Annotated in this window: 19 protein-coding genes; 14 read left to right on the top strand and 5 right to left on the bottom strand. The window is 57.7% G+C overall.

The window, feature by feature from the left end:
* Positions 1-42 precede the first annotated feature (42 nt).
* From M7439_RS07205 to M7439_RS07190, 4 genes are all read right to left on the bottom strand, one after another.
* Positions 43-1,461 carry a glucose-6-phosphate dehydrogenase gene (locus M7439_RS07205; RefSeq protein ID WP_298347137.1) on the bottom strand — a complete coding sequence of 473 codons (1,419 nt, stop codon included), beginning with the start codon at positions 1,459-1,461 and terminating at the stop codon, positions 43-45.
* Positions 1,458-2,357, bottom strand: a complete 900-nt coding sequence (locus M7439_RS07200) for an aldose 1-epimerase family protein (protein ID WP_298347135.1) — start codon at positions 2,355-2,357, stop codon at positions 1,458-1,460. The genes M7439_RS07205 and M7439_RS07200 overlap by 4 nt, the downstream gene beginning before the upstream one ends.
* Before the next feature lie 87 nt (positions 2,358-2,444).
* Entirely contained in the window at positions 2,445-4,397 is a 1,953-nt protein-coding gene (locus M7439_RS07195) for a hypothetical protein (RefSeq protein ID WP_298347134.1), read from the bottom strand.
* Positions 4,390-5,775 carry a sigma 54-interacting transcriptional regulator gene (locus tag M7439_RS07190; RefSeq protein ID WP_298347133.1) on the bottom strand — a complete coding sequence of 462 codons (1,386 nt, stop codon included), beginning with the start codon at positions 5,773-5,775 and terminating at the stop codon, positions 4,390-4,392. The genes M7439_RS07195 and M7439_RS07190 overlap by 8 nt, the downstream gene beginning before the upstream one ends.
* A 68-nt stretch (positions 5,776-5,843) precedes the next feature.
* On the opposite strand from M7439_RS07190, the gene sdhA reads away from it, so the two are divergent.
* The 13 genes from sdhA (at position 5,844) to M7439_RS07125 (ending at position 17,864) form a co-directional block, all read left to right on the top strand.
* Positions 5,844-7,595: a succinate dehydrogenase flavoprotein subunit gene (gene sdhA, locus M7439_RS07185; RefSeq protein ID WP_298347131.1), complete on the top strand. Its 1,752-nt coding sequence runs from the start codon at positions 5,844-5,846 to the stop codon at positions 7,593-7,595.
* The gene (locus tag M7439_RS07180) at positions 7,596-8,342 is read left to right on the top strand and encodes a succinate dehydrogenase iron-sulfur subunit (protein WP_298347130.1); all 747 of its coding nucleotides are present in this window, start codon (positions 7,596-7,598) and stop codon (positions 8,340-8,342) included.
* Positions 8,329-8,655 (top strand): hypothetical protein, encoded by a 327-nt coding sequence (locus tag M7439_RS07175; protein WP_298347128.1) that lies wholly within the window; start codon positions 8,329-8,331, stop codon positions 8,653-8,655. Before M7439_RS07180 ends, M7439_RS07175 begins: the two co-directional genes overlap by 14 nt.
* A 3-nt stretch (positions 8,656-8,658) precedes the next feature.
* On the top strand, positions 8,659-9,312 hold the full coding sequence (locus M7439_RS07170; RefSeq protein ID WP_298347127.1) for a DUF2510 domain-containing protein: 654 nt from the start codon (positions 8,659-8,661) through the stop codon (positions 9,310-9,312).
* 27 nt (positions 9,313-9,339) lie between these two features.
* On the top strand, positions 9,340-9,561 hold the full coding sequence (locus M7439_RS07165; RefSeq protein WP_298347125.1) for a hypothetical protein: 222 nt from the start codon (positions 9,340-9,342) through the stop codon (positions 9,559-9,561).
* Positions 9,562-9,764: 203 nt separating this feature from the next.
* Positions 9,765-10,184, top strand: a complete 420-nt coding sequence (locus M7439_RS07160; RefSeq protein ID WP_374045749.1) for a cobalamin B12-binding domain-containing protein — start codon at positions 9,765-9,767, stop codon at positions 10,182-10,184.
* A 109-nt stretch (positions 10,185-10,293) separates the two neighbouring features.
* Positions 10,294-11,445 (top strand): ADP-forming succinate--CoA ligase subunit beta, encoded by a 1,152-nt coding sequence (gene sucC / locus M7439_RS07155; RefSeq protein WP_298347121.1) that lies wholly within the window; start codon positions 10,294-10,296, stop codon positions 11,443-11,445.
* Positions 11,442-12,326 carry a succinate--CoA ligase subunit alpha gene (sucD, locus tag M7439_RS07150; protein WP_298347120.1) on the top strand — a complete coding sequence of 295 codons (885 nt, stop codon included), beginning with the start codon at positions 11,442-11,444 and terminating at the stop codon, positions 12,324-12,326. The genes sucC and sucD overlap by 4 nt, the downstream gene beginning before the upstream one ends.
* 25 nt (positions 12,327-12,351) lie before the next feature.
* Positions 12,352-12,990, top strand: coding sequence for a phosphoribosylglycinamide formyltransferase (purN, locus tag M7439_RS07145; RefSeq protein ID WP_298347118.1), 639 nt, complete (start codon positions 12,352-12,354; stop codon positions 12,988-12,990).
* Positions 12,978-14,465, top strand: a complete 1,488-nt coding sequence (gene purH, locus M7439_RS07140; protein WP_298347116.1) for a bifunctional phosphoribosylaminoimidazolecarboxamide formyltransferase/IMP cyclohydrolase — start codon at positions 12,978-12,980, stop codon at positions 14,463-14,465. The genes purN and purH overlap by 13 nt, the downstream gene beginning before the upstream one ends.
* A 60-nt stretch (positions 14,466-14,525) precedes the next feature.
* On the top strand, positions 14,526-15,389 hold the full coding sequence (locus M7439_RS07135; protein WP_298347115.1) for a bifunctional 5,10-methylenetetrahydrofolate dehydrogenase/5,10-methenyltetrahydrofolate cyclohydrolase: 864 nt from the start codon (positions 14,526-14,528) through the stop codon (positions 15,387-15,389).
* Positions 15,358-16,245, top strand: coding sequence for a methylenetetrahydrofolate reductase (locus tag M7439_RS07130; RefSeq protein WP_298347114.1), 888 nt, complete (start codon positions 15,358-15,360; stop codon positions 16,243-16,245). The genes M7439_RS07135 and M7439_RS07130 overlap by 32 nt, the downstream gene beginning before the upstream one ends.
* A 182-nt stretch (positions 16,246-16,427) precedes the next feature.
* Complete coding sequence (locus M7439_RS07125) at positions 16,428-17,864, top strand: MFS transporter (RefSeq protein WP_298347112.1); 1,437 nt, start codon at positions 16,428-16,430, stop codon at positions 17,862-17,864.
* 145 nt (positions 17,865-18,009) lie between these two features.
* Here the strand turns inward: M7439_RS07125 and M7439_RS07120 are convergent, their stop codons facing one another.
* Positions 18,010-18,495: a MarR family winged helix-turn-helix transcriptional regulator gene (locus M7439_RS07120; protein WP_298347111.1), complete on the bottom strand. Its 486-nt coding sequence runs from the start codon at positions 18,493-18,495 to the stop codon at positions 18,010-18,012.
* Between the two features lie 72 nt (positions 18,496-18,567).
* On the opposite strand from M7439_RS07120, the gene M7439_RS07115 reads away from it, so the two are divergent.
* The coding region (locus tag M7439_RS07115) for a recombinase family protein (RefSeq protein ID WP_374045748.1) at positions 18,568-18,900 on the top strand (333 nt) is incomplete at its 3' end.

Here is an 18,900-nt window from a genome sequence, read left to right as displayed (position 1 = left end):
AACTTCCTGGGTCGAGGAGCATCCGCGTTGCAGCCTTTGCGGTCAATCGGTCCAAGGAACCTGCCATGCGAGATGACCTCGAACGACATCAACTGCGGAGTCTGGTCCCCATGTGCCGCGCGCATAGGTCTTCGGTTTCGTGGTGCTATGGACCAGTGGATCGAGGATTCTCCAGGTCTCTTCGACGACATCCTCGCGAGTAAAGAGTGAATGATTGCCCTCGAGTGCATGGCTGATCAGCAACTGGTAAGGCTCGGGAGCACGTCCCAATTCTTTGGCGAAGGGCAGATCAAGATGGACCTCCTCAGAACCGGTGCTATCGGCTGCTTTCGAGAAGAGGGTCATCCGCAACCCTGGTTCAGGATCGATCCTGAGAATGACCTGGTTTGGTGCGACATGGGTCGGCAATTCAAGCGAATTGAGTTTTGGCGGATGGCGGAAGATGAGCCGGACCTCGGTTGCGGTGGCTTTGAGCGCTTTGCCGGCGCGGAGAAAGATCGGCACGCCCTCCCATCGCCAGTTGTTCACACTCAGGCGAAGTGCGACGAAGGTCTCCGTCTTTGATCCCGGTTGGACCCCCGGCACGTCCTGATATCCCTGATACTGACCACGAATCACCTGCGAAGGGTCAACCGTCGCCATCGCGCGAAAGACGTCGGCTTTCTTGTCCCAGAGGGCACGATCACCCACCTGGCTCGGGGCCTCCATCAGCACGAGCGCGAGGACCTGCAGTAGATGGTTTTGGACCACATCGCGAAGGGCACCAACCGGGTCGTAGAAGGCACCCCGATCCTCTACTCCAAAGTCCTCGGTCATGTTGACTTGAATGGCAGAGACGTGATCGCGGTTCCAGAGAGGCTCAAGTAGCGAGTTGGCGAATCGCAAATAGAACAGGTCGAGCACCGGTTGTTTGCCAAGGAAATGGTCAATCCGCAAGATTTGTTGCTCATCGATGACAGCATGCAGGCGGTCATTGAGCTCCTTCGCCGAGGCGAGATCATGGCCAAATGGCTTTTCGATCAGGAAAAAGGCATCTTTGGCCAGCCCATTCTTTGCCACCGCCTCGACGACTGGCGCAAAGAGAACGGGAGGAATTTCAAGGTAATAAAGCTTGCGCTGGGCAGAGCCCATCAGCTGAGCGAGTGCATGGTAGGTGCTATCCGAGGTGAAGTCTCCTCGCAGATACTGCAGTCGGTTCGCGAGTCGGTCGATCACCTTGGTGTCAGGATCCTTGATGGTGCTGGCAATCGAGCTTCGCATGTGTTTGATGAGTCCGTCGGTGGTCCAGTCGTCCATGGCGACACCGATGATGGGACAGGTGAGCTTGTCGCTCTCTTCGAGGCGATAGAGCGATGGGAACGTCATCTTCTTGGCGAGGTCACCGCTGATGCCGAAGATGACGAAGACCTCCACCGATTGATCGTCGTCGTGTCCGCCTGTGGTTGTAGGTGTCGTGGTCATTGCAGTTGAACTCCCCATTGTGTTGTACGTGTCTCTTTCGGTTCAAGGATTAGCAGATCCTGGCCGCTCTGTAGTGCGTTGGGTGGCGCGGTCATCGGTTCGACCGCTAGTGCTCGACGACGGCGCCAACTCGGTAGTGTATCGCCAGTAAAGACTTGGAGGTAGCGATAGCTTTGGTCTGCCCAAAGCTCGACAGTGCGACCGTCAGTCCCCTGGAGACGCGCCCAACTTGCAGAACGATCGGTTGCGTGAACAGCGAAGGTCGTGTCGAGAACACGCCCCCCAATGGGCCGTGGTAGCGCAAGATTTGCAGTGGAGCCATCTTCATCGTTGGCAAGACTCTCGATGCTTGAGGCTGTGGCTGAGAAGATCGCTCGATCGATGATCTGGTCTCTGCCCGGAGAGAGGTAGGGATGATGGCCGAGAGCAAATGGGGCGGCTTCGGAGCTACGATTGGACACCTCGGTGGTGATCGTGAGTCCTTCGGTCGACAGTTGGTAATGCAATTGGACGAAGAGACGGAATGGATACCACGGCGCAGGGTGCAGGGTTGTCTGCAACGTTGCAGAACTCCGTGTGAGTCGTGTGGCGTCGAAGGCGTGCCAACGTAGGAGACCATGTATCGCGTTGCCGGCTTCGACCTCAGTTAAGGGTAACAGGTACTCCTGGTCGTTGAATCGATACCTTCCACCGAGTACGCGGTTTGGCCATGGCAAGAGATGTGCCCCATGAGCACCGTCACAGATGGCACTCTCATCATAGGATTCTAGGACTGGCCGATCATGGTGTTCAAAGAACCGGATACCGCCACCGACTTCGACAATGACGGCGTGGTACCCCTCGGAGGCCAGGTGATACTGCTTCCCCGAAGGAGGCTCGGTGAGGATCATCTGCATTTGTCTCTGAGGCTAGCAGGCTTTGTGTACCCCCGACCATTCGAGCCATTCAGAAGTCCTCCGGTGCGAGGACGGGGTATCGTGCTGTCACGCAGAAGGGCGACGACTGGCTCGTTTCACTCTGTCATCGACGTACTCCTGCACGAGCGTCGAGCCGAGCGTGGTCCCTGAGGAGTAAAACGCCTGTCCATGATTGATGGCTAGGACATCGTTGACGAAGCTGCGTAATCCGGTATCTGGGTTGAGAATGAAAAGATTGATTGTGATCCCCTCTCGAGTGCACCGCAGGACCTCAGCGAGTGTCCGTTGGATCGTCTCGGGTGAAGGTGGGTATGCGAAGAACACCTCATGGCTATCAGGATCGATGTGCGCGGTTGGCTCTCCATCGGTCACCAACAAGATCTGTCGGTACCCTGGTTGATGTCGTAATCGTGCACGGCACAGGAGTAGTGCGTGCTCGATGTTGGTGCCGTAGACGTAGTCCCACTGTGCGCTAGGCAGGTGAGCAAGATCGACCTCGCGTGCCACCTCGGAAAAGACGACATAACCGAGGTAGTCCCGTGGATAGCGGGAGTGGATCAGGTTAGAGAGTGCGAGCGCGACCTGTTTGGCGGGGAGAAAGGTGTCGTTCAATGGCATGGAGAGCGACAGATCGAGCGCTAGCATGGTGGCGGCACGTGTCCGCTCCTCCGTCAGTTCGACGGTGAAGTCCTCGGGAGCGAGTTGCAGAGGGGTTCCGCCACCCTGCCGTGAAAGGGCATTCGTCAAGGTATCGCGTAGCGCGAGTCGGAACGGGTCTCCAAATTCGTAGGGCTTTGTCTCGCCGCTCAGATCCGTGCCCTGATGGCCGATCCGTCGTGACTCATGATTGCCAAGGAGGCGCGCCTGTCCCGCGGGAAAGAGCCGATGGAGGATGATGTCGCCGAGCTTGTTGATGGCGTTGCCGGTGAGCTCGAGTTTTCCACCATCGCGGTTGATCAACCCGGCGTCACTGAGTTGGTCAGCGAGTTGTTTGAGGCGACTGACGGCGTCGGCAGCATCGGAACCGAGTAACTCCTCAAGTTGGGCGCTATCGAGTTCAGAGAGTCGCTCGGGGCTTGAGGCCTGTTTCAGGGCACCTTCGAGCTCGTCGAGTTGACCAAGCGTGCTCATGACCTCCTCAAGCTCCCCAAGGCCAAGAGGAACTTCCCCGTGAAAGCCATAACCCGCTGCGTCGGCATTCGTCCAGGAGCCAAGGGCGGAGCCAAGACGTGACATCGCTTGGCCGAGCTGAGGTGACTCCGAGAGGGCGGACATGAGGTCCATGAGCTCTGCACGGGTCGCCGCATCCATCGAGCCCAGGAGAGACTGCGTCAACCTTGCTGATTCCACCAGTCGTGCCAAGAAGTCTTCAAACCCCTCGTCATCACCGGCTATACCTGGGTATTGTTGTTTAAAATTGGTGAAGTCGGCCTCGACGTCGTCGCCGTTGCGAAAGCGCTCTATCAGCTCCGCCAACTCGTTCATCATCTGTGCCGTCATCTCGGGATCGGCAGTGGTGAGCGCATCTCGCAGTTGCTGTACCTGTTCGCGCAGGATGGAGGACCTGAGCGATTCGACGAGGTCACCAAAACGCTCCTTGGCCCTTTCATCAAGGAATTCGTAGTTGGTCAGTTCTCGGATGCGATCGCCGAGCCCCGCTGGGAGCGCATCGAGCTCAAGCCCCGAGAGGAGATGCTGTTCGTCACCGGTGGCAGCATACGCCTCGGAACGCGTGGTATGTTCTTGGCTGATGATGGCATCGAGTTCGGTGTTGAGTTGCGCAACGAGACCGTTGGGATCGTAATGGGCAAGCAGCTCATCTCGACGCCTTCGCAGTCGTTCCAGCAATTCTGCGAGTCCCGGTGTCGCTCCAAAACCCTGTGCGAGCAACTCCCGGAGCGCCTCAGAGACATTGCCGTGGTAGGTGAGTGAGTCGGCGAGTGCATCCAGAATCTCATCGGCTTGGGTCGTCGTGTCGAGCGCGGGATCATAGTCATGATAGCGATAACGCTTAGGCACGGCTCGACCCGAAGGTAGTGCGGTCAATGGAGGTGTGGCGCGAGAGCCGTCTCATCGCGACGAGACCTTCAAGGACAAGGTCGACATAGCAAGGGAGTTCTTCGCTCGTCGGTGAGGACCCGACGAAGGCGAGGAGTTCTGGATAGCTGGCCAGTAGGGCCTGGTACGCAGTGGCTGACTGATCAGCTTCGATCTGGAGTGGTGATCGATTCACCTCTTCGACCAATGCAGTCGCATCCTGGCTCCCGTAGCATTGGGTGAACACGGCGCCTATCGCTTGGCGCAGGAGGGCAGCGCCGATTTTGATGCCTTCCCGAGGGTCGAGCGACTCCACCTCGATCTTCCCGACAAAAGCTGGAAGGGCGGCCTCAAGGTCGGTCACTCGGAGCGCCGCTGGCGACTCTTGATTGCGAATCGATCGTACGAGTGCGGCTGCGGTGACCGCCTCATAGGCCGCGATCGATGCACGAACTGAGACCCCTGAATGCTGCGAGATGCTCGAATGGTGTCTGGCAAGCTGTGCCATGGTGGCGATGATCAGCAGGATCGGTAGCGGCGAGACGATCTCAAGATCGGATGGCAGTCTGGCTTCACTGGTCATAATGGCGATCTCGTCCTCGACCACCTCTGGGTAGTGCGTTGTGATCTGGGTGCCGAAGCGGTCCTTCAGGGGGGTAATCAATCGCCCACGGCTCGTGTAATCCTCCGGGTTGGCCGACGCGACGAAGAGGATGTCAAGGGGGAGGGCGATCTTGTAGCCGCGGATCTGAATGTCGCGTTCCTCAAGAGCGTTCAGCAGGCCGACTTGAATGCGTTCTGGAAGATCGGGAAGCTCGTTGATGGCAAAGATGCCCCGATTGGTGCGCGGGACAAGCCCGTAGTGAATCGTGTCGGTGTCACCGAGGTACCGCCCTTCTGCGACTTTGATGGGGTCAACCTCGCCGATGAGGTCGGCGATCGTGGTATCAGGGGTGGCCAGCTTTTCGCTAAAGCGTGCGGCTCTGTTGATCCATGTCACCGGAGCTTTGGACCCCTCTTCTTTGAGGCGATCTCTCGTGCTTGGCAGGATCGGGCGGAGAGGATCCTCGTTGAGTGCAGAGCCCGCTACCGCCGGTACCCATTCGTCGAGCAGTTCGTAGAGCGTTCGAATCATCCGGGTCTTGCCTTGACCCCGCTCACCGAGGAAGATGATGTCGTGTCCGATGACAAGTGCGCGCTCAAGCTCTGGCAGGACGGTGTCCTGGTAACCAAATAATCCATCGATCACTGGCGCCTTTGCCCGGAGCCTCGCAAAGACGTTCGCTCGGATCTCCTCTCGCACGGTTCTTGGCTTATAGCCACTGTCCACCAGGTCACCGAGGTTTGTTGGGAAGTCCATAGGAAAATGCTAGAGGGAAATCGCGCGAAATTTCATGAACTCGCAGATTTCATGCAAAACTGTTAGGTGTGAACGTTCACTACCACAGTTATGACGCAGTTATCGTAGGTGCCGGTGGCGCTGGCCTTCGGGCCGCCCTGGAAACGGCTGGCAAGGTGCGCACCGCGGTGATCACCAAACTCTACCCCACGCGTTCCCATACGGGAGCAGCGCAGGGTGGCATGTGTGCGGCCCTCTCGAATGTCGAGGAAGATTATTGGGAGTGGCACGCCTTCGATACCGTGAAGGGGGGTGATTACCTTGGCGATCAGGATGCCATCGACATCATGTGTCGCGAGGCGATCGATGCCGTGATCGACCTGGAACACTTCGGCCTGCCCTTCTCCCGGACTCCGGAGGGTCGGATTGACCAACGCCGTTTTGGTGGGCACACGCGCAATCACGGCGAAGCGCCGGTTCGGAGGGCCTGTTATGCGGCTGACCGAACTGGTCATATGATTTTGCAGACACTCTATCAGCAGTGTGTCGCCGCTGACGTGAACTTCTTCAATGAGTTCCAAGTCTTTGATGTGCTCTTTGACGGCGAGGGCGCCTCGCGTCGTGCCGCTGGAGTGGTGGCCTACGAGCTTGCAACCGGCGATCTGCACGTCTTTATCTCCAAGGGTGTCCTCTTCGCGACCGGTGGCTACGGGCGTATCTTCCAGATCACCTCGAATGCCCATACCCTTACCGGCGACGGCCCAGGAGTTCTGTTCCATCGCGGTATCCCGTTAGAGGATATGGAGTTCTATCAGTTCCACCCCACCGGCATCTATGGCATCGGGATTCTCCTGACGGAGGGCGCGCGAGGCGAAGGAGGGATCCTACGCAATGGCCTCGGGGAGCGTTTTATGGAGCGTGTTGCTCCTACGGTCAAAGACCTAGCTCCCCGTGATATGGTGGCAAGAGCCATTCATACCGAGATTAAGGAGGGACGCGGGGCCGGCCCTGATAAGGACTACGTCTACCTCGATCTCACCCATCTGCCACCAGAACAGATCGATGCGAAGCTCCCTGATATCAGTGGTTTCGTGAGGACCTATCTTGGGCTTGAGCCAAAGACTGACCCGATTCCTATCCAGCCGACGGCCCATTATGCGATGGGTGGTATCCCCACCAACATCCATGGTGAGGTGGTGATCGATGGAGACAATACGGTACTCCCCGGACTCTATGCGGCGGGCGAGTGTGCCTGTGTTTCGGTCCATGGAGCAAACCGGCTGGGCACGAACTCTCTTCTTGACATCAATGTCTTTGGACGTCGTGGCGGACGAGCGATGGTCGAGTATGTCCAGGGAGTCGATCACCCTGATCTTCCACGATCGGTCGTCGACCCGACGCGAGAGCGTATCGATATGATGATGAACTCGACCGGTAGCGAGAAGGTCGGCGCGATCCGAGGAGAGCTCCAAGTGGCCATGATGCGCGACGCCTCGGTTGTGCGGACGGGCGAATCATTGCAGGAGGTGCTGCGGGTGATTCACGAGCTCAGGGACCGCTATGAGAAGGTCACCATCGATGATAAGGGTTCGGTCTTCAACTACGATCTCACCGAGGCATTAGAACTCGGCAGTCTCCTTGATATCGCCGAGGTTCTTGTCTTGGGAGCAGATGCACGCAAGGAGAGCCGAGGTGCGCATTGGCGCGACGACTTCCCGACTCGGGACGATACAAACTGGATGAAGCATACCCTCGCCTATCGGGATGAGTCGGGCACGATTAGCCTGGACTACAAGCCGGTGGTTCAGGGCCGCTATGAGCCGATGGAGAGAAAGTACTAAATGACGACGACCGTACAACCTGCAGAAGAGATCTCTCTGATCAAAGAGGTGGATGTCCACCTGACCATCAAACGTTTTAACCCAGAAACCGACGTGCGTCCGCATTGGCGTGAATACGACCTCAAGCTCAAGAACTCAGATACAGTGCTCAATGCGTTGATCGCGGTGAAGAACACGATCGATGGCACTCTGAGCTTTCGGCGCAGTTGCGCTCACGGGGTCTGTGGATCTGACGCGATGATGATTAACGGCGAGAATCGTTTGGGGTGTGTGAACCTGATCTCGACGATCGGCACAGATCTGGTCATCGAGCCGGTTCGCGGCCTGCCGGTGATCAAGGACCTCGTCGTCGATATGGAGCCGTTCTTCGCCCAGTATCGTAGCGTCCTTCCTTATCTCATCGCCAATGACGATCCTGGCTACAAGGAACGCTATCAATCCCCCGAGGACCGTGCGCGCTTTGACGATACCACCAAGTGCATCCTCTGTGGGGCCTGTTCCACCTCGTGCCCCGTCTACTGGGCGAATGGAACCTATATCGGTCCTGCGGCCATTGTGAATGCGCATCGATTTATCTTCGACTCCCGTGATCAGGCCAAGAACGAGCGTCTTGATATTCTCAACCAAAAGAGTGGAGTATGGCGCTGCCGGACCTCCTTTAACTGCACGGAGGCGTGTCCGCGGGGGATCAAGGTCACGGAGGCGATTGAAGAGGTGAAGAGAGCAATTCTTTATGACCGATCCTGACCGTCCGCGGGTGCCTCAGGATCAGCGTGCAAGTGGTGACGCTGACGTAGTGTTGTTCCTGGTGCTCCGTTCGTCGATGGCCGATGTCGACAGAGTTCTGGGCTTACGTAAGGATGCGTCAGTCGTCGAGCTCTCCCCTTTGGATCCTGGACAGACCGCTCCTGAGTCGACCGTAGAGATTCTTGCGCCACGAGGGAGTACGCTAACGGTTGATGCGTTGCTGCGCGAGGGCGAGATCCGTATTCTCAAGGGTGCTTCTCTGCTCCAAGAGCAGTCGAGGCTCCTGCGCGAGGCGGTTGCCGCGAGGGGGTAAGTCATGCTAGGTAGCCGCCGAGAGATCCGTCCACCCATGCGACCTGGATGGTATCCACAAGGAGAAGGTCGACTCCGTTACTTTGACGGTCAAGCTTGGACGACGTCGGTCCGTCAGCGACCGAGTTTTACGAACTTCGTCAGAGAGTTGCCGACTCCTGAGGTCGCCTTTCTTCAGCCAGTTCACCGGCATCGGCGCCTCGTCAGAGTGGTGAGCCTGCTGATCGTTGTACTCCTGTTCGGTGGTATTATCGCCCAACTCATCGTCTTTAGCATGGGGGGCTCATCCAGTCCCAAGATCCAGAGTCTTGCCAGCTATCGACATGCTGCAGATCACGTGTGTGAGAGTGTCTTTGATGGCGTCAGTGTCGTCGGTCTTGAGAAGAACGCCGGAGCTCTGTTGAATACCAAGCTCAGTCAAGGCGCCTCCGCCTTTAGTGTGCTTGCCTCGGAGACCAGGAACGTCCCTCTCGCCAATACCGTTGCTGCTCGTTGGTCCGATCTTGCTATTGCCTGGTCGAAGTACCTGCGCGGCCACAAGAGTCACCGCACCTCGGTGTTGCGTTCCATGCGTGCGGTGGATCAGTCGGCCAATGCCGTTGGGGTGAAGGGTTGTGCCGTTTTTACTCCTTCAGCGCAACGAGCTGTGCTATCGTAGACTCATCCGAATCTCGAAGGGGGAGTCGTGATCGAACACTGCATCGATGATAACCTATTGGTCCGCTATCGTCGCCTGCTTGACGCTGAGGATTTGGCCTTCAGCGAGATGGAGCATGACTTTGAGGAGGGCGATCGAACAAAGTTCGAGCGGGACAAGTCCGCTTGGTTGCAAGCCCTAGAGGAGCGGCTTGGTTATCTCGATCGGTGTGGTTTTGTGAGTGAGCGGGGGTCACGTCTCCTCGCCTAACCCAGGTCCGTCCTTGGTAACGTTCTGGTGAGATGCCGGCCACGGTGGGCGGGCGTGGATCGATGTGTTCCGTTCCCTGGTGGCTGTGGCTTGCTTGGGCAGATGGTGGCGGCCTCATGATGGCGGTGTTGTGGACGTCGGTAGAGTGACAGTTCATATACTTTGAGCTGCCTGGTTAGCGGACGAGCAAGAACTACGGTAAGATTCGCCTAGTGGAGAGACCCTATCGAGTTGTTGTTGCGAAGCCAGGTCTAGACGGACATGATCGCGGTGCCAAAGTTGTCGCGCGCGCGTTACGAGACGCTGGCTTTGAGGTGATCTATACCGGGTTGCATCAGACGGTCGAACAGATCGTAGAGACCGTGGTCCAAGAGGATGCCGATGCGGTCGGTGTCTCGCTGCTGTCGGGCGCCCATCTCACCCTTGTTCCGAAGTTGATCGACGGCCTACGAGAGCGCGGCCGAGATGGAGTGTTGCTCGTTGTCGGAGGCATCATCCCCGATAGCGACATCCCTATATTGCACGAGATGGGGGTGGCACAAGTTTTTACCCCTGGGTCCTCCTTGACGGCTATCTGCGATTGGCTCGAGTCGACGCTTGACGCAAGGGAGCTATCTGTCTAAACGGCGCGCAAAGGGCCGATGTGGACGCACGCCCCTGATGGAACTAGGTGTGATGGCTGGCATAAAGATGAGAAAGTTGGGATGAGATGATAAGTGGAAGTAGGGAGTAGTGGATCTATTCGAATATCAGGGTAAAGATTTCTTTGCACGTTATGGCGTGCCAACGTCCACAGGAGTCCTTGTGAGGGATCCCGAGGCGGCGGTCGATGCCGCTCGCAAGGTTGGTTTTCCAGCGGTGGTCAAGGCACAGGTCCAAGTGGGCGGTCGTGGTAAGGCTGGTGGCGTGAAGCTGGTTCGCGATGAGGCTGAGGCACGTGACGTGGCGACGGCGATTCTCGGCATGGATATCAAGGGCCATACCGTGCACAAGGTGTGGGTTGAGCATGCCTCCGATATCGCAAAGGAGTATTACGTTAGCTTTACGCTTGATCGCGGGGTCAAGCAGTATCTTTGCCTGCTCTCCTCAGAGGGCGGTGTAGAGATCGAAGAGGTAGCCAAGACCAATCCAGACGCGATTGCGCGGGTGCATATCGATCCGCTCGAGGGTTTGACCGACGCAGAGGCTGCTCGTGTTGTTGTGGATGCTGGCATCGACGAACCATCCCGTCCAGGGGTTGCCAAGGTGTTGCTCCAGCTCTACCAGGCCTTTGTTGAAGGCGATGCAGATCTCGTCGAAGTCAATCCGCTGATCATCAAGACCGACGGAAAGGTTCACGCGCTGGATGCGAAGGTCACCCTTGACGATAGTGCGAGTTATCGCCATCCAGAATGGGAGGCCTATCGTGCGGATATGGAGCTCGATGGTCGGGAGGCGCTTGCGCGCTCGAAAGGATTGAACTATATCGGTCTCGATGGCACCGTCGGCATTATCGCCAATGGTGCTGGACTCGCGATGGCGACCTTGGATGTCGTGAGTCAAGCGGGTGGGCGTGCAGCGAACTTTCTTGACCTCGGGGGCGGTGCAGGTGCTGATGCCATGGCGAACGCACTCGAGGTGATCAACACCGACGAGAACGTACAAGCGGTGTTCGTCAACATTTTCGGGGGTATTACTCGTTGTGATGAGGTAGCCAAGGGCATTCAGGAGGCCCTTGGTCGGGTCAACCTGACGTTTCCGATGGTGATCAGATTGGATGGGACGAATGCGCGAGAGGGCCATGAAATTCTCCGCACACTTCTGTCGGATCAAATTCGCGTAGAAGAGACGATGGTTGGAGCGGCCGCTATCGCAGTTGAGCTTGCAAAGAAGGGCAAACGATGAGCATTTTTGTCGATGAAAACACCAAGGTGATCGTGCAGGGCTTGACCGGCAACCAGGGCCGCTTCCATGGTTTGCGTAACCGTGATTATGGCACCAAGGTTGTCGCTGGAGTGACGCCGGGCAAGGCCGGGACCGACGTGGATGGGATCCCGATCTTTGATTCAGTGAAGGAGGCTGCAGCTGCAACTGGCGCTACCGCGAGCTTTATTGTAGTACCTCCTCGCTTCGCGGCTGATGCCATCATTGAGGCCGCCGCTGCTGGTATCGCCTTCGTGGTGTGCATCACCGAGTTCATTCCGGCAAAGGACGAAGCGATGGTGGCGAGCGTGTTGCGGCGCAACTATCCTGGAACCCGGCTCCTGGGGCCAAACTGCCCAGGTATTATCTCGCCCGGACGCTGCAATATCGGGATTACCTCGGGGGACATTGCCCTTGCCGGGGGACCGGTGGGAATCGTTTCCCGTTCAGGAACACTGACCTATCAGGCACTCTACGAGCTCAGTCAAAAAGGGGTCGGCCAGACGACCTGTGTAGGGATCGGTGGCGACCCGGTGCCGGGCACCAACTTCATCGATTGCCTTGCCGCCTTTGAGGCCGATCCTGAGACCAAGGCAGTGCTGATGATCGGCGAGATCGGCGGCGAGGAGGAGGAGAAGGCGGCGGCGTTCATCAAGGAGCACGTCACCAAGCCGGTTGTCGCCTACGTCGCTGGCGTGACCGCCCCTCCTGGTCGTAAGATGGGCCATGCGGGAGCCATCGTCTCTGGTGGCCAAGGTACCGCGCAGGGCAAGATGGATGCGCTTCGAGAGGCGGGAGTCGTGGTTGCGGTGAACCCAACTGAGGCCGGTGACCGAATGGTCGAGATTGTTGAAGGGCTCTAGCACCCAAATCGGGTAGCCTGTCGGCGTGCGTGTAGCGGTTCTTGTCTCTGGTGTGGGTTCGATCATGGAGGCGATCCTTCAGCGAGGCGTGACACCAGCACTCGTGCTCGCCGACCGCTCGTGTCGTGGTCTTGGGGTGGCTGAGTCGATGGGGATAGAGGCGCTGTTGCTCGACAGGAAGACCTTTTTTGGCGACGAGGGTGGATTTGCTCGCGAGCGGTATAGCGATGCGCTGAAAGCCTCGTTGACTGGGTCTGGCATCGATCTGGTGGTGCTCGCGGGATTTGGAACGATTCTCAGTGGATCGGTCCTGCAACAATTCGAAGGCGCAATCCTGAATACCCATCCATCATTGTTGCCGAGTTTCCCAGGTTGGCACGCGGTCGAGCAGGCACTGGCGACCGGCGTCAAGGTGACAGGCACGACCGTGCATCTGGTGGTTCCAGAGGTAGATGCGGGGCCGATCCTCGCCCAAGAGCCCGTGCGCATCCAGCCAGAGGATGACCTTTCCTCGCTCCATGACCGCATTAAGTCGGTGGAACGATGGTTGTACCCCTCAGTGGTGGTGGCGGCGCAGCGCTGGGCGGTTCCAAGGACCGCGTGGTGGCTCCAGCATGGTTTTCGTAACGAACTCGAACAGGAGGTGCAGCGATGCAGGCCCTAATCTCACTCTATGACAAGACAGGCATTGAGGTGCTGGCTCCAGCGCTTCTGGAGGCTGGCTACTCGATCATTGCGAGCGGAGGCACCGCCGAAGCGCTGAGACAACTCGGTATCGAACACACCAAGGTTGAGGACCTCACCGGCTTCCCCTCGCTCTTTGACGGGCGTGTCAAGACCCTCCACCCCGCTATTCATGGGCCGATCCTGGCGGATCGTTCTAAGGAGGAGCACCTCGACGAGTTGCGGTCGCAGAGATGGTCACCTATTGACCTTGTGGTGGTCAACCTCTATCCCTTCGATGCAGATCCAAGTGTTGAACTCATCGATATTGGAGGCCCCGCACTCGTGAGAGCCGGAGCGAAGAATTTCGCATCCGTGACGGTCGTTGTTGATCCCGATGACTACGGCTGGCTGCTCGAGCGCTTGGCCGAGGGAACCAACCTTGATGATCGTCGACAACTCGCGGCGAAGGCGTTCGCCTATGTGTCTGCCTATGATGCTCGAGTCGCCAACTGGCTCGAAGATGACACCGCGGTGTTGTCGATACATAAGGTGCTGCATCTGCGACGGGCGATGGAACTCCGCTATGGCGAAAATCCACATCAATCCGGGGCGTTCTATGTGGATGATGGCGTGCAAGAGGGTTGGGGTAACGCGCAATGGCTGGGGACCGAAGCACCCTCCTACCTCAACATCTTTGACGCCGATGCCGCGCAGCGTTTGCTCGAGCGTCTTGGGTCTGACCCTGCCTGTGTGATCGTCAAGCACGGGGGTCCTTGTGGCGTAGCCCGTCGTGGGACCATTGTCGACGCCTACATCGAAGCCTTTGAGGGTGACCCACTGTCGGCCTTTGGTGGGGTAGTCGCCATCAACCGTCCATTGACGGATGAGCTTGCTCAGGCGATGTTGGAGCGTCCAAAGTTTGATGTACTCGTCGCACCTGGTGTGCTCGATCATGCGGAGGAGCTGATCCTTGCCAAGCGACGTCGAAGTCGTATCGTTCTTTTCCCAGGAGCGCCATCGACACTTGGGATCCGGTCAGTGGCTGGAGGGTATTTGGTCCAACCCGCTGACGAGTTGGAGTCGACAGAGGAACTCAGGCTGGTCACATCCAAGGAGGCGTCGCCTTCGGAGCTCGCCGATGCATGGTTGGCTATCGCTGTTGCGCAAGCCGGTGCCTCGAACACAGTCACCATTGTCAAGGGTCAGTCAGCAGTGGGAGTGGGCCAGGGTCAGCCGTCGCGGGTCGATGCCAGCAAGATTGCAGTCACAAAGGCGGGTAGTAAAGCTCATGGTGGGGCAGCCGCCTCAGATGCTTTTTTCCCCTTTCCTGACGGACTCGAGACGTTAATCGACGCTGGGGTGACGACGATCGTCGCCCCGTCGGGTTCGGTCAAGGATGACGAGATCGCTGCGATCGCCGAGCGAGCAGGGATCGCCTTCTACTTTGCGCCACGTCGCCATTTTCGACACTAGTACGTTTGCATCATTCACGTCGATACGAGAGATGAAAACATTGTGAGCAAAGGAACATCGATGACAGCAAGGATACTGGATGGCAATTGGGCCTCTGAACAGGTGAAAGAGGGTCTCCGCGACCGTATTCGGGTACTCGGTACGCACGGAATAACGGTGGGCTTAGCCACTGTTCTCGTCGGCGATGATGCGCCGAGTGCGAGGTATGTCGCTATGAAGCACGCCGACTGTGAGGAGCTCGGCATCACCTCCTACGATCACCGCCTTGATGCCGGTGTCACGATGGAGGAGTTACTTGCCAAAATCGATGAGCTCAACGGGGATCACCGTGTCCATTCGTACCTTATCCAGCTGCCGCTCCCCTCACATCTCGACCAAGAGGCGGTGTTGGCGGCCGTTGCTCCAGTGAAGGATGTCGATGGCTTGCACCCGGTGAATCTTGGCCTCTTGGCCCTCGGGGAACCCAGGGTGATTGCTTGCACTCCTGCGGGTATCGTCGAACTCTTGCGACTACACGGTCTTGACCTGACCGGGAAGCATGTGGTGATCGTAGGGAGGGGGATCACCATCGGGCGGCCACTCGCGCTTCTCTTGACCCTGAACCGGCCCGGTCTCAATGCGGCGGTGACGGTGGTCCACTCAAGGGTAGCCTCCCTGGCGAGCTATACACAGGGAGCTGACGTTATCATCGCGGCAGCTGGCTCTCCCGGTATCATCACCACAGAGATGGTTCGCCCAGGGACGGTGGTGGTGGGTGCGGGCACCACTTTCGAAGGACGCAAGCTTCTCTCGGATGTGGATGCGAAGGTCGCAGAGGTGGCTGGCTGGATGACGCCACGTCTTGGAGGTGTGGGGCCTATGACACGGGCGATGCTCCTTGCTAACGCGGTGAGTGCGGCAGAGGCAACACTTGGTCAAGGCTGAGCGTTTTGCAAGTCGCAGGAGCCTGATTCACTCGATCGAGGTATGGCCAGCGCGGAGTGCGACCCAGCGGGCTCGACTTCGGGAACTTCTGCTCGTCCTAAAGACGGTGCAACCGGATTTTGTCACCGTCACCTATGGTGCCATGGGCTCCTCACGAGAGCGCACAATTGCACTCATCGAAGAGCTTGTTGGAGAGGGGTTTGCGGTCGTCGCCCACCTGGCCTGTCTTGGGAATACCCGAGATGAGCTCGTCGAGCTTATCCATCGTTACGTTGCTCTTGGTGCATGTGGCATCCTTGCCTTACGCGGTGACCCACCACTCGAAGGCGCTGTGGATCTCCCTCTTGGAGAGCTCCACTACGCGAGTGAACTCGTTGAACTGATCCATCAGGAGAGTGACCTGCCGGTCGCGGTGGCACTGCATCCAGATGGCCATCCCGATGCCGTCGATCTGCTGAGCGATCGAGAATTTGCAGCGCAGAAGCTGGCTCACGCTGACCTAGGGCTGACGCAGTTTTTCTTTGCGTATCCCTCCTTCGCTCACCTGCGTTTGGCGATGATTGAGCGGGGTGTGACGACTCCGGTCATCCCGGGCCTCATGGTCCCATCTTCATCAAAGCAACTTCAGCGGATGGCGGAGATGGCGGGGATTGCACCCCCTGACGGGGCGGCCGTGGTGCCCGACTCCGGTGTTGACGATTCTGCAGTATTCCAGTCACAGGCGCTCGAGACGGCGATCACGATCGCCCAAATGGCGATCGCCGACGGAGTTCGGGGCATCCATCTGTTCTCGATGAACAACGCCGAAATAACGCTTGAATTCTTCACCAGGTTGCGGGCCATCGAACCCTCATGACGGGCTGCGAGGAGTCGTCGATCGATGTCCGCCCGACCGATCCAAAGCGTGTTTACGCAGTGTTTACCTGAAGTTCCCTTGCCGGTTGCGTAATCGTCGCACAGCGTCAACTGAGGGCGGGCACACTGGTAGTAACTCCGGCTCGAATGCCGAGGGGGTTGGCTTAGACAGAAAGGTATGCGATGAGCGACGGTAATCAATCCATCTCAGATGCGTTGAACAATGCTCCTCTATCAAGGTTTCACACACGAGCGATTTTTGTCGCGGGCATGGGCTTCTTCACGGATGCCTATGACCTCTTTATCATCGGCACCGCCACGACGCTCATTGCAAAGCAGTGGGGGCTGAGCGCCTCTGAGACGGGCCTGATCAACTCGATCACCCTGTTGTCGGCGTTCTTTGGTGCGATTATCTTTGGGCGACTCTCCGACAGGTTAGGTCGTAAAAAGGTCTATGGCCTCGAGGCTGGGCTGATGGTCGTTGGGGCCATACTCTCTGCCTTCTCGCCAAGTTTTATCTGGCTCCTGATCTTCCGATTTATCCTCGGAATCGGTGTTGGCGGTGACTATCCAATGTCGGCAGTACTGATGAGCGAGTACTCGAATACGAAGTCGCGAGGCAAGTTGGTCGGCTTGGTGTTCGCCATGCAGGCCCTTGGAACCGTGGCCGGTTACGTGGTGGCGCTGGCGCTGCTCTCGGCGAATGTGAACGCCGATATCGCATGGAGACTGATGCTCGGGTTGGGCGCTGTCCCCGCACTCGCCGTTGTCTACCTGCGACGCAAAATGCCCGAATCCCCCCGCTATAGCTCGCGGGTGCGTGGAGACAACACCACTGCGGCGAGGGATCTGGCCTCATTCTCAGGTGGAGAGCTTGTCGTATCTCGGGCGAATGACAAGCCAGCGCGCATGAGCCTTGGGGCGTTCCTGTCCAATCGGCGTTACCTGCTCTATCTGTTGGGTACGGCTGGTTCCTGGTTCGTCTTTGACTATGCCTACTATGGGAACTCGGTTTCGGCTCCTCTGATCGTCAAGAGTGTCCTTGGTGGCACCGGAGCGCATGTGCTCACCGAGGCGATCGCGCTTCAGCTGATCGTCTTTAGCGTCGCAGCGGTACCCGGATACTATCTGGCGGCCATGTTCATGGACAGGATCGGGCATAAGCGACTGCAGCTCATTGGCTTCCTCTTCATGGGGCTCGCCTTCCTGGCGATCGGGGTCATTCCCAACATCACCACGTTGATCCTGCCGTTCCTCTTGCTCTTTGGTGTGAGCTACTTCTTCGCCGAGTTCGGACCAAACGAGACGACCTTTGTGCTGGCAGGTGAGGTCTATCCGACGAGCGTACGCTCCACCGGTCATGGCCTCTCCGCAGGTATCGCGAAGTTCGGCGCTTTCTTGGGCGTCTACCTCTTCCCGATTATCAAGAGCCACTTGGGGGTGGCGGGGGCGCTCGACTTCTCCTTTGGAATGGCGGTGATCGGATTCTTGATCACGCTTGTGCTTCCCGAGCCGGCAAATCGTTCAATGGAGGATGTCTCTGGCGAGGACGACATCGCACGTCATGCCGAGAAGATTGTACGGGAAGCGGCCGATCGCCTCGCTCCACAGCAAGACTGAGTTCCGAGACAGTTTGTCTCATGATGGAGAGGATGGGTGTCATACGACACCCATCCTCTGTTTTTGGTCGCACTCACCGGCAAGATTACGGCTCCTTAGTCGCCATGCTTGGCGGTGAGTGCGGGACGATCGTGGGATGTGGTTTCTAGGAGTGGTGATCTGTTAACGGACTGTTGATCGAATTGATGGTCTCAATGGTCCTGGTGATCATCGTGGCGAAGTGGGCAAGTTCTGAGGTGTCCCAATCCTGGTAGATACGGTGCATGAAGTCGGTTGAGTCACGGCGTGCCTGGTGAAGAACTTTCTGGCCCTGGGGACTAAGGGATAGTAGAGTCGAACGTCGATCATTTGGGTCAGTGGCTTTCTCAACGAGCTTGGCAGCCTCAAGGAGCGAGGTCTGACGGCTGGCGTTAGGCAGGTCTAGTTTGAGTGACTCTGCAAGACTGGTCAATCGTGATCCGGGGTGGTCGGCAAGGGCTGCCAGTATGGTGAGCGCGGTGAGGTCTAGGCCTTGATAGAGATCGTGAGCCAACTGTGATGAGTGCCGGCGGCTCCAACGAATCATCGATCGAAGACCCTCCTCAATCTCCTCAAGGTAAGCGTCGCGGTCTGACCTGTCGCTCGGGTTCATCTCAATGCTCCTATTGCCGTGGATTCATCGACCATGCTACAAGGGTTCCAACAGTTGTCAGAGAGATGTACTATGACGATTAATATTGGCTATTCTTGCTCGGCTGATTGGGCGCTGTCCCAGGGTAGACATCCTCTGACAGCATATAGATGGTATCGGACCGGAAAGATGCCCGTCCAAGCACCCAAGGTTGGCCAGCTCATCCTGGTCCGAGATTTAGCATCGGAAGATCCACAACACGGATCGTCACTGGGCTATGCGCGAGTATCCTCCTCTGACCAAAAACAAGACCTAGACAGACAAGTGGCACGAGTACTAGCTTTCGCTACTGAACATGGGTATTCGGTAGATCGCGTAGTAACCGAAGTTGGCTCCGCTCTCAATGGACATAGACGCAAAGTTTTG

The sequence above is a fragment of the Ferrimicrobium sp. genome, from assembly GCF_027319265.1.
Classification (GTDB): Bacteria; Actinomycetota; Acidimicrobiia; order Acidimicrobiales; family Acidimicrobiaceae; genus Ferrimicrobium.
This window is presented reverse-complemented; position numbering and strand designations above follow the sequence as displayed.

Excerpts from the sequence above, each read along its gene's own strand:
- M7439_RS07205 (WP_298347137.1), bottom strand. The coding sequence starts at position 1,461 with ATGACCACGACACCTACAACCACAGGCGGACACGACGACGATCAATCG.
- M7439_RS07200 (WP_298347135.1), bottom strand. The coding sequence starts at position 2,357 with ATGCAGATGATCCTCACCGAGCCTCCTTCGGGGAAGCAGTATCACCTG.
- M7439_RS07190 (WP_298347133.1), bottom strand. The coding sequence starts at position 5,775 with ATGGACTTCCCAACAAACCTCGGTGACCTGGTGGACAGTGGCTATAAG.
- M7439_RS07180 (WP_298347130.1), top strand. The coding sequence starts at position 7,596 with ATGACGACGACCGTACAACCTGCAGAAGAGATCTCTCTGATCAAAGAG.
- M7439_RS07175 (WP_298347128.1), top strand. The coding sequence starts at position 8,329 with ATGACCGATCCTGACCGTCCGCGGGTGCCTCAGGATCAGCGTGCAAGT.
- M7439_RS07170 (WP_298347127.1), top strand. The coding sequence starts at position 8,659 with ATGCTAGGTAGCCGCCGAGAGATCCGTCCACCCATGCGACCTGGATGG.
- sucD (WP_298347120.1), top strand. The coding sequence starts at position 11,442 with ATGAGCATTTTTGTCGATGAAAACACCAAGGTGATCGTGCAGGGCTTG.
- purH (WP_298347116.1), top strand. The coding sequence starts at position 12,978 with ATGCAGGCCCTAATCTCACTCTATGACAAGACAGGCATTGAGGTGCTG.
- M7439_RS07135 (WP_298347115.1), top strand. The coding sequence starts at position 14,526 with ATGACAGCAAGGATACTGGATGGCAATTGGGCCTCTGAACAGGTGAAA.
- M7439_RS07125 (WP_298347112.1), top strand. The coding sequence starts at position 16,428 with ATGAGCGACGGTAATCAATCCATCTCAGATGCGTTGAACAATGCTCCT.
- M7439_RS07120 (WP_298347111.1), bottom strand. The coding sequence starts at position 18,495 with ATGAACCCGAGCGACAGGTCAGACCGCGACGCTTACCTTGAGGAGATT.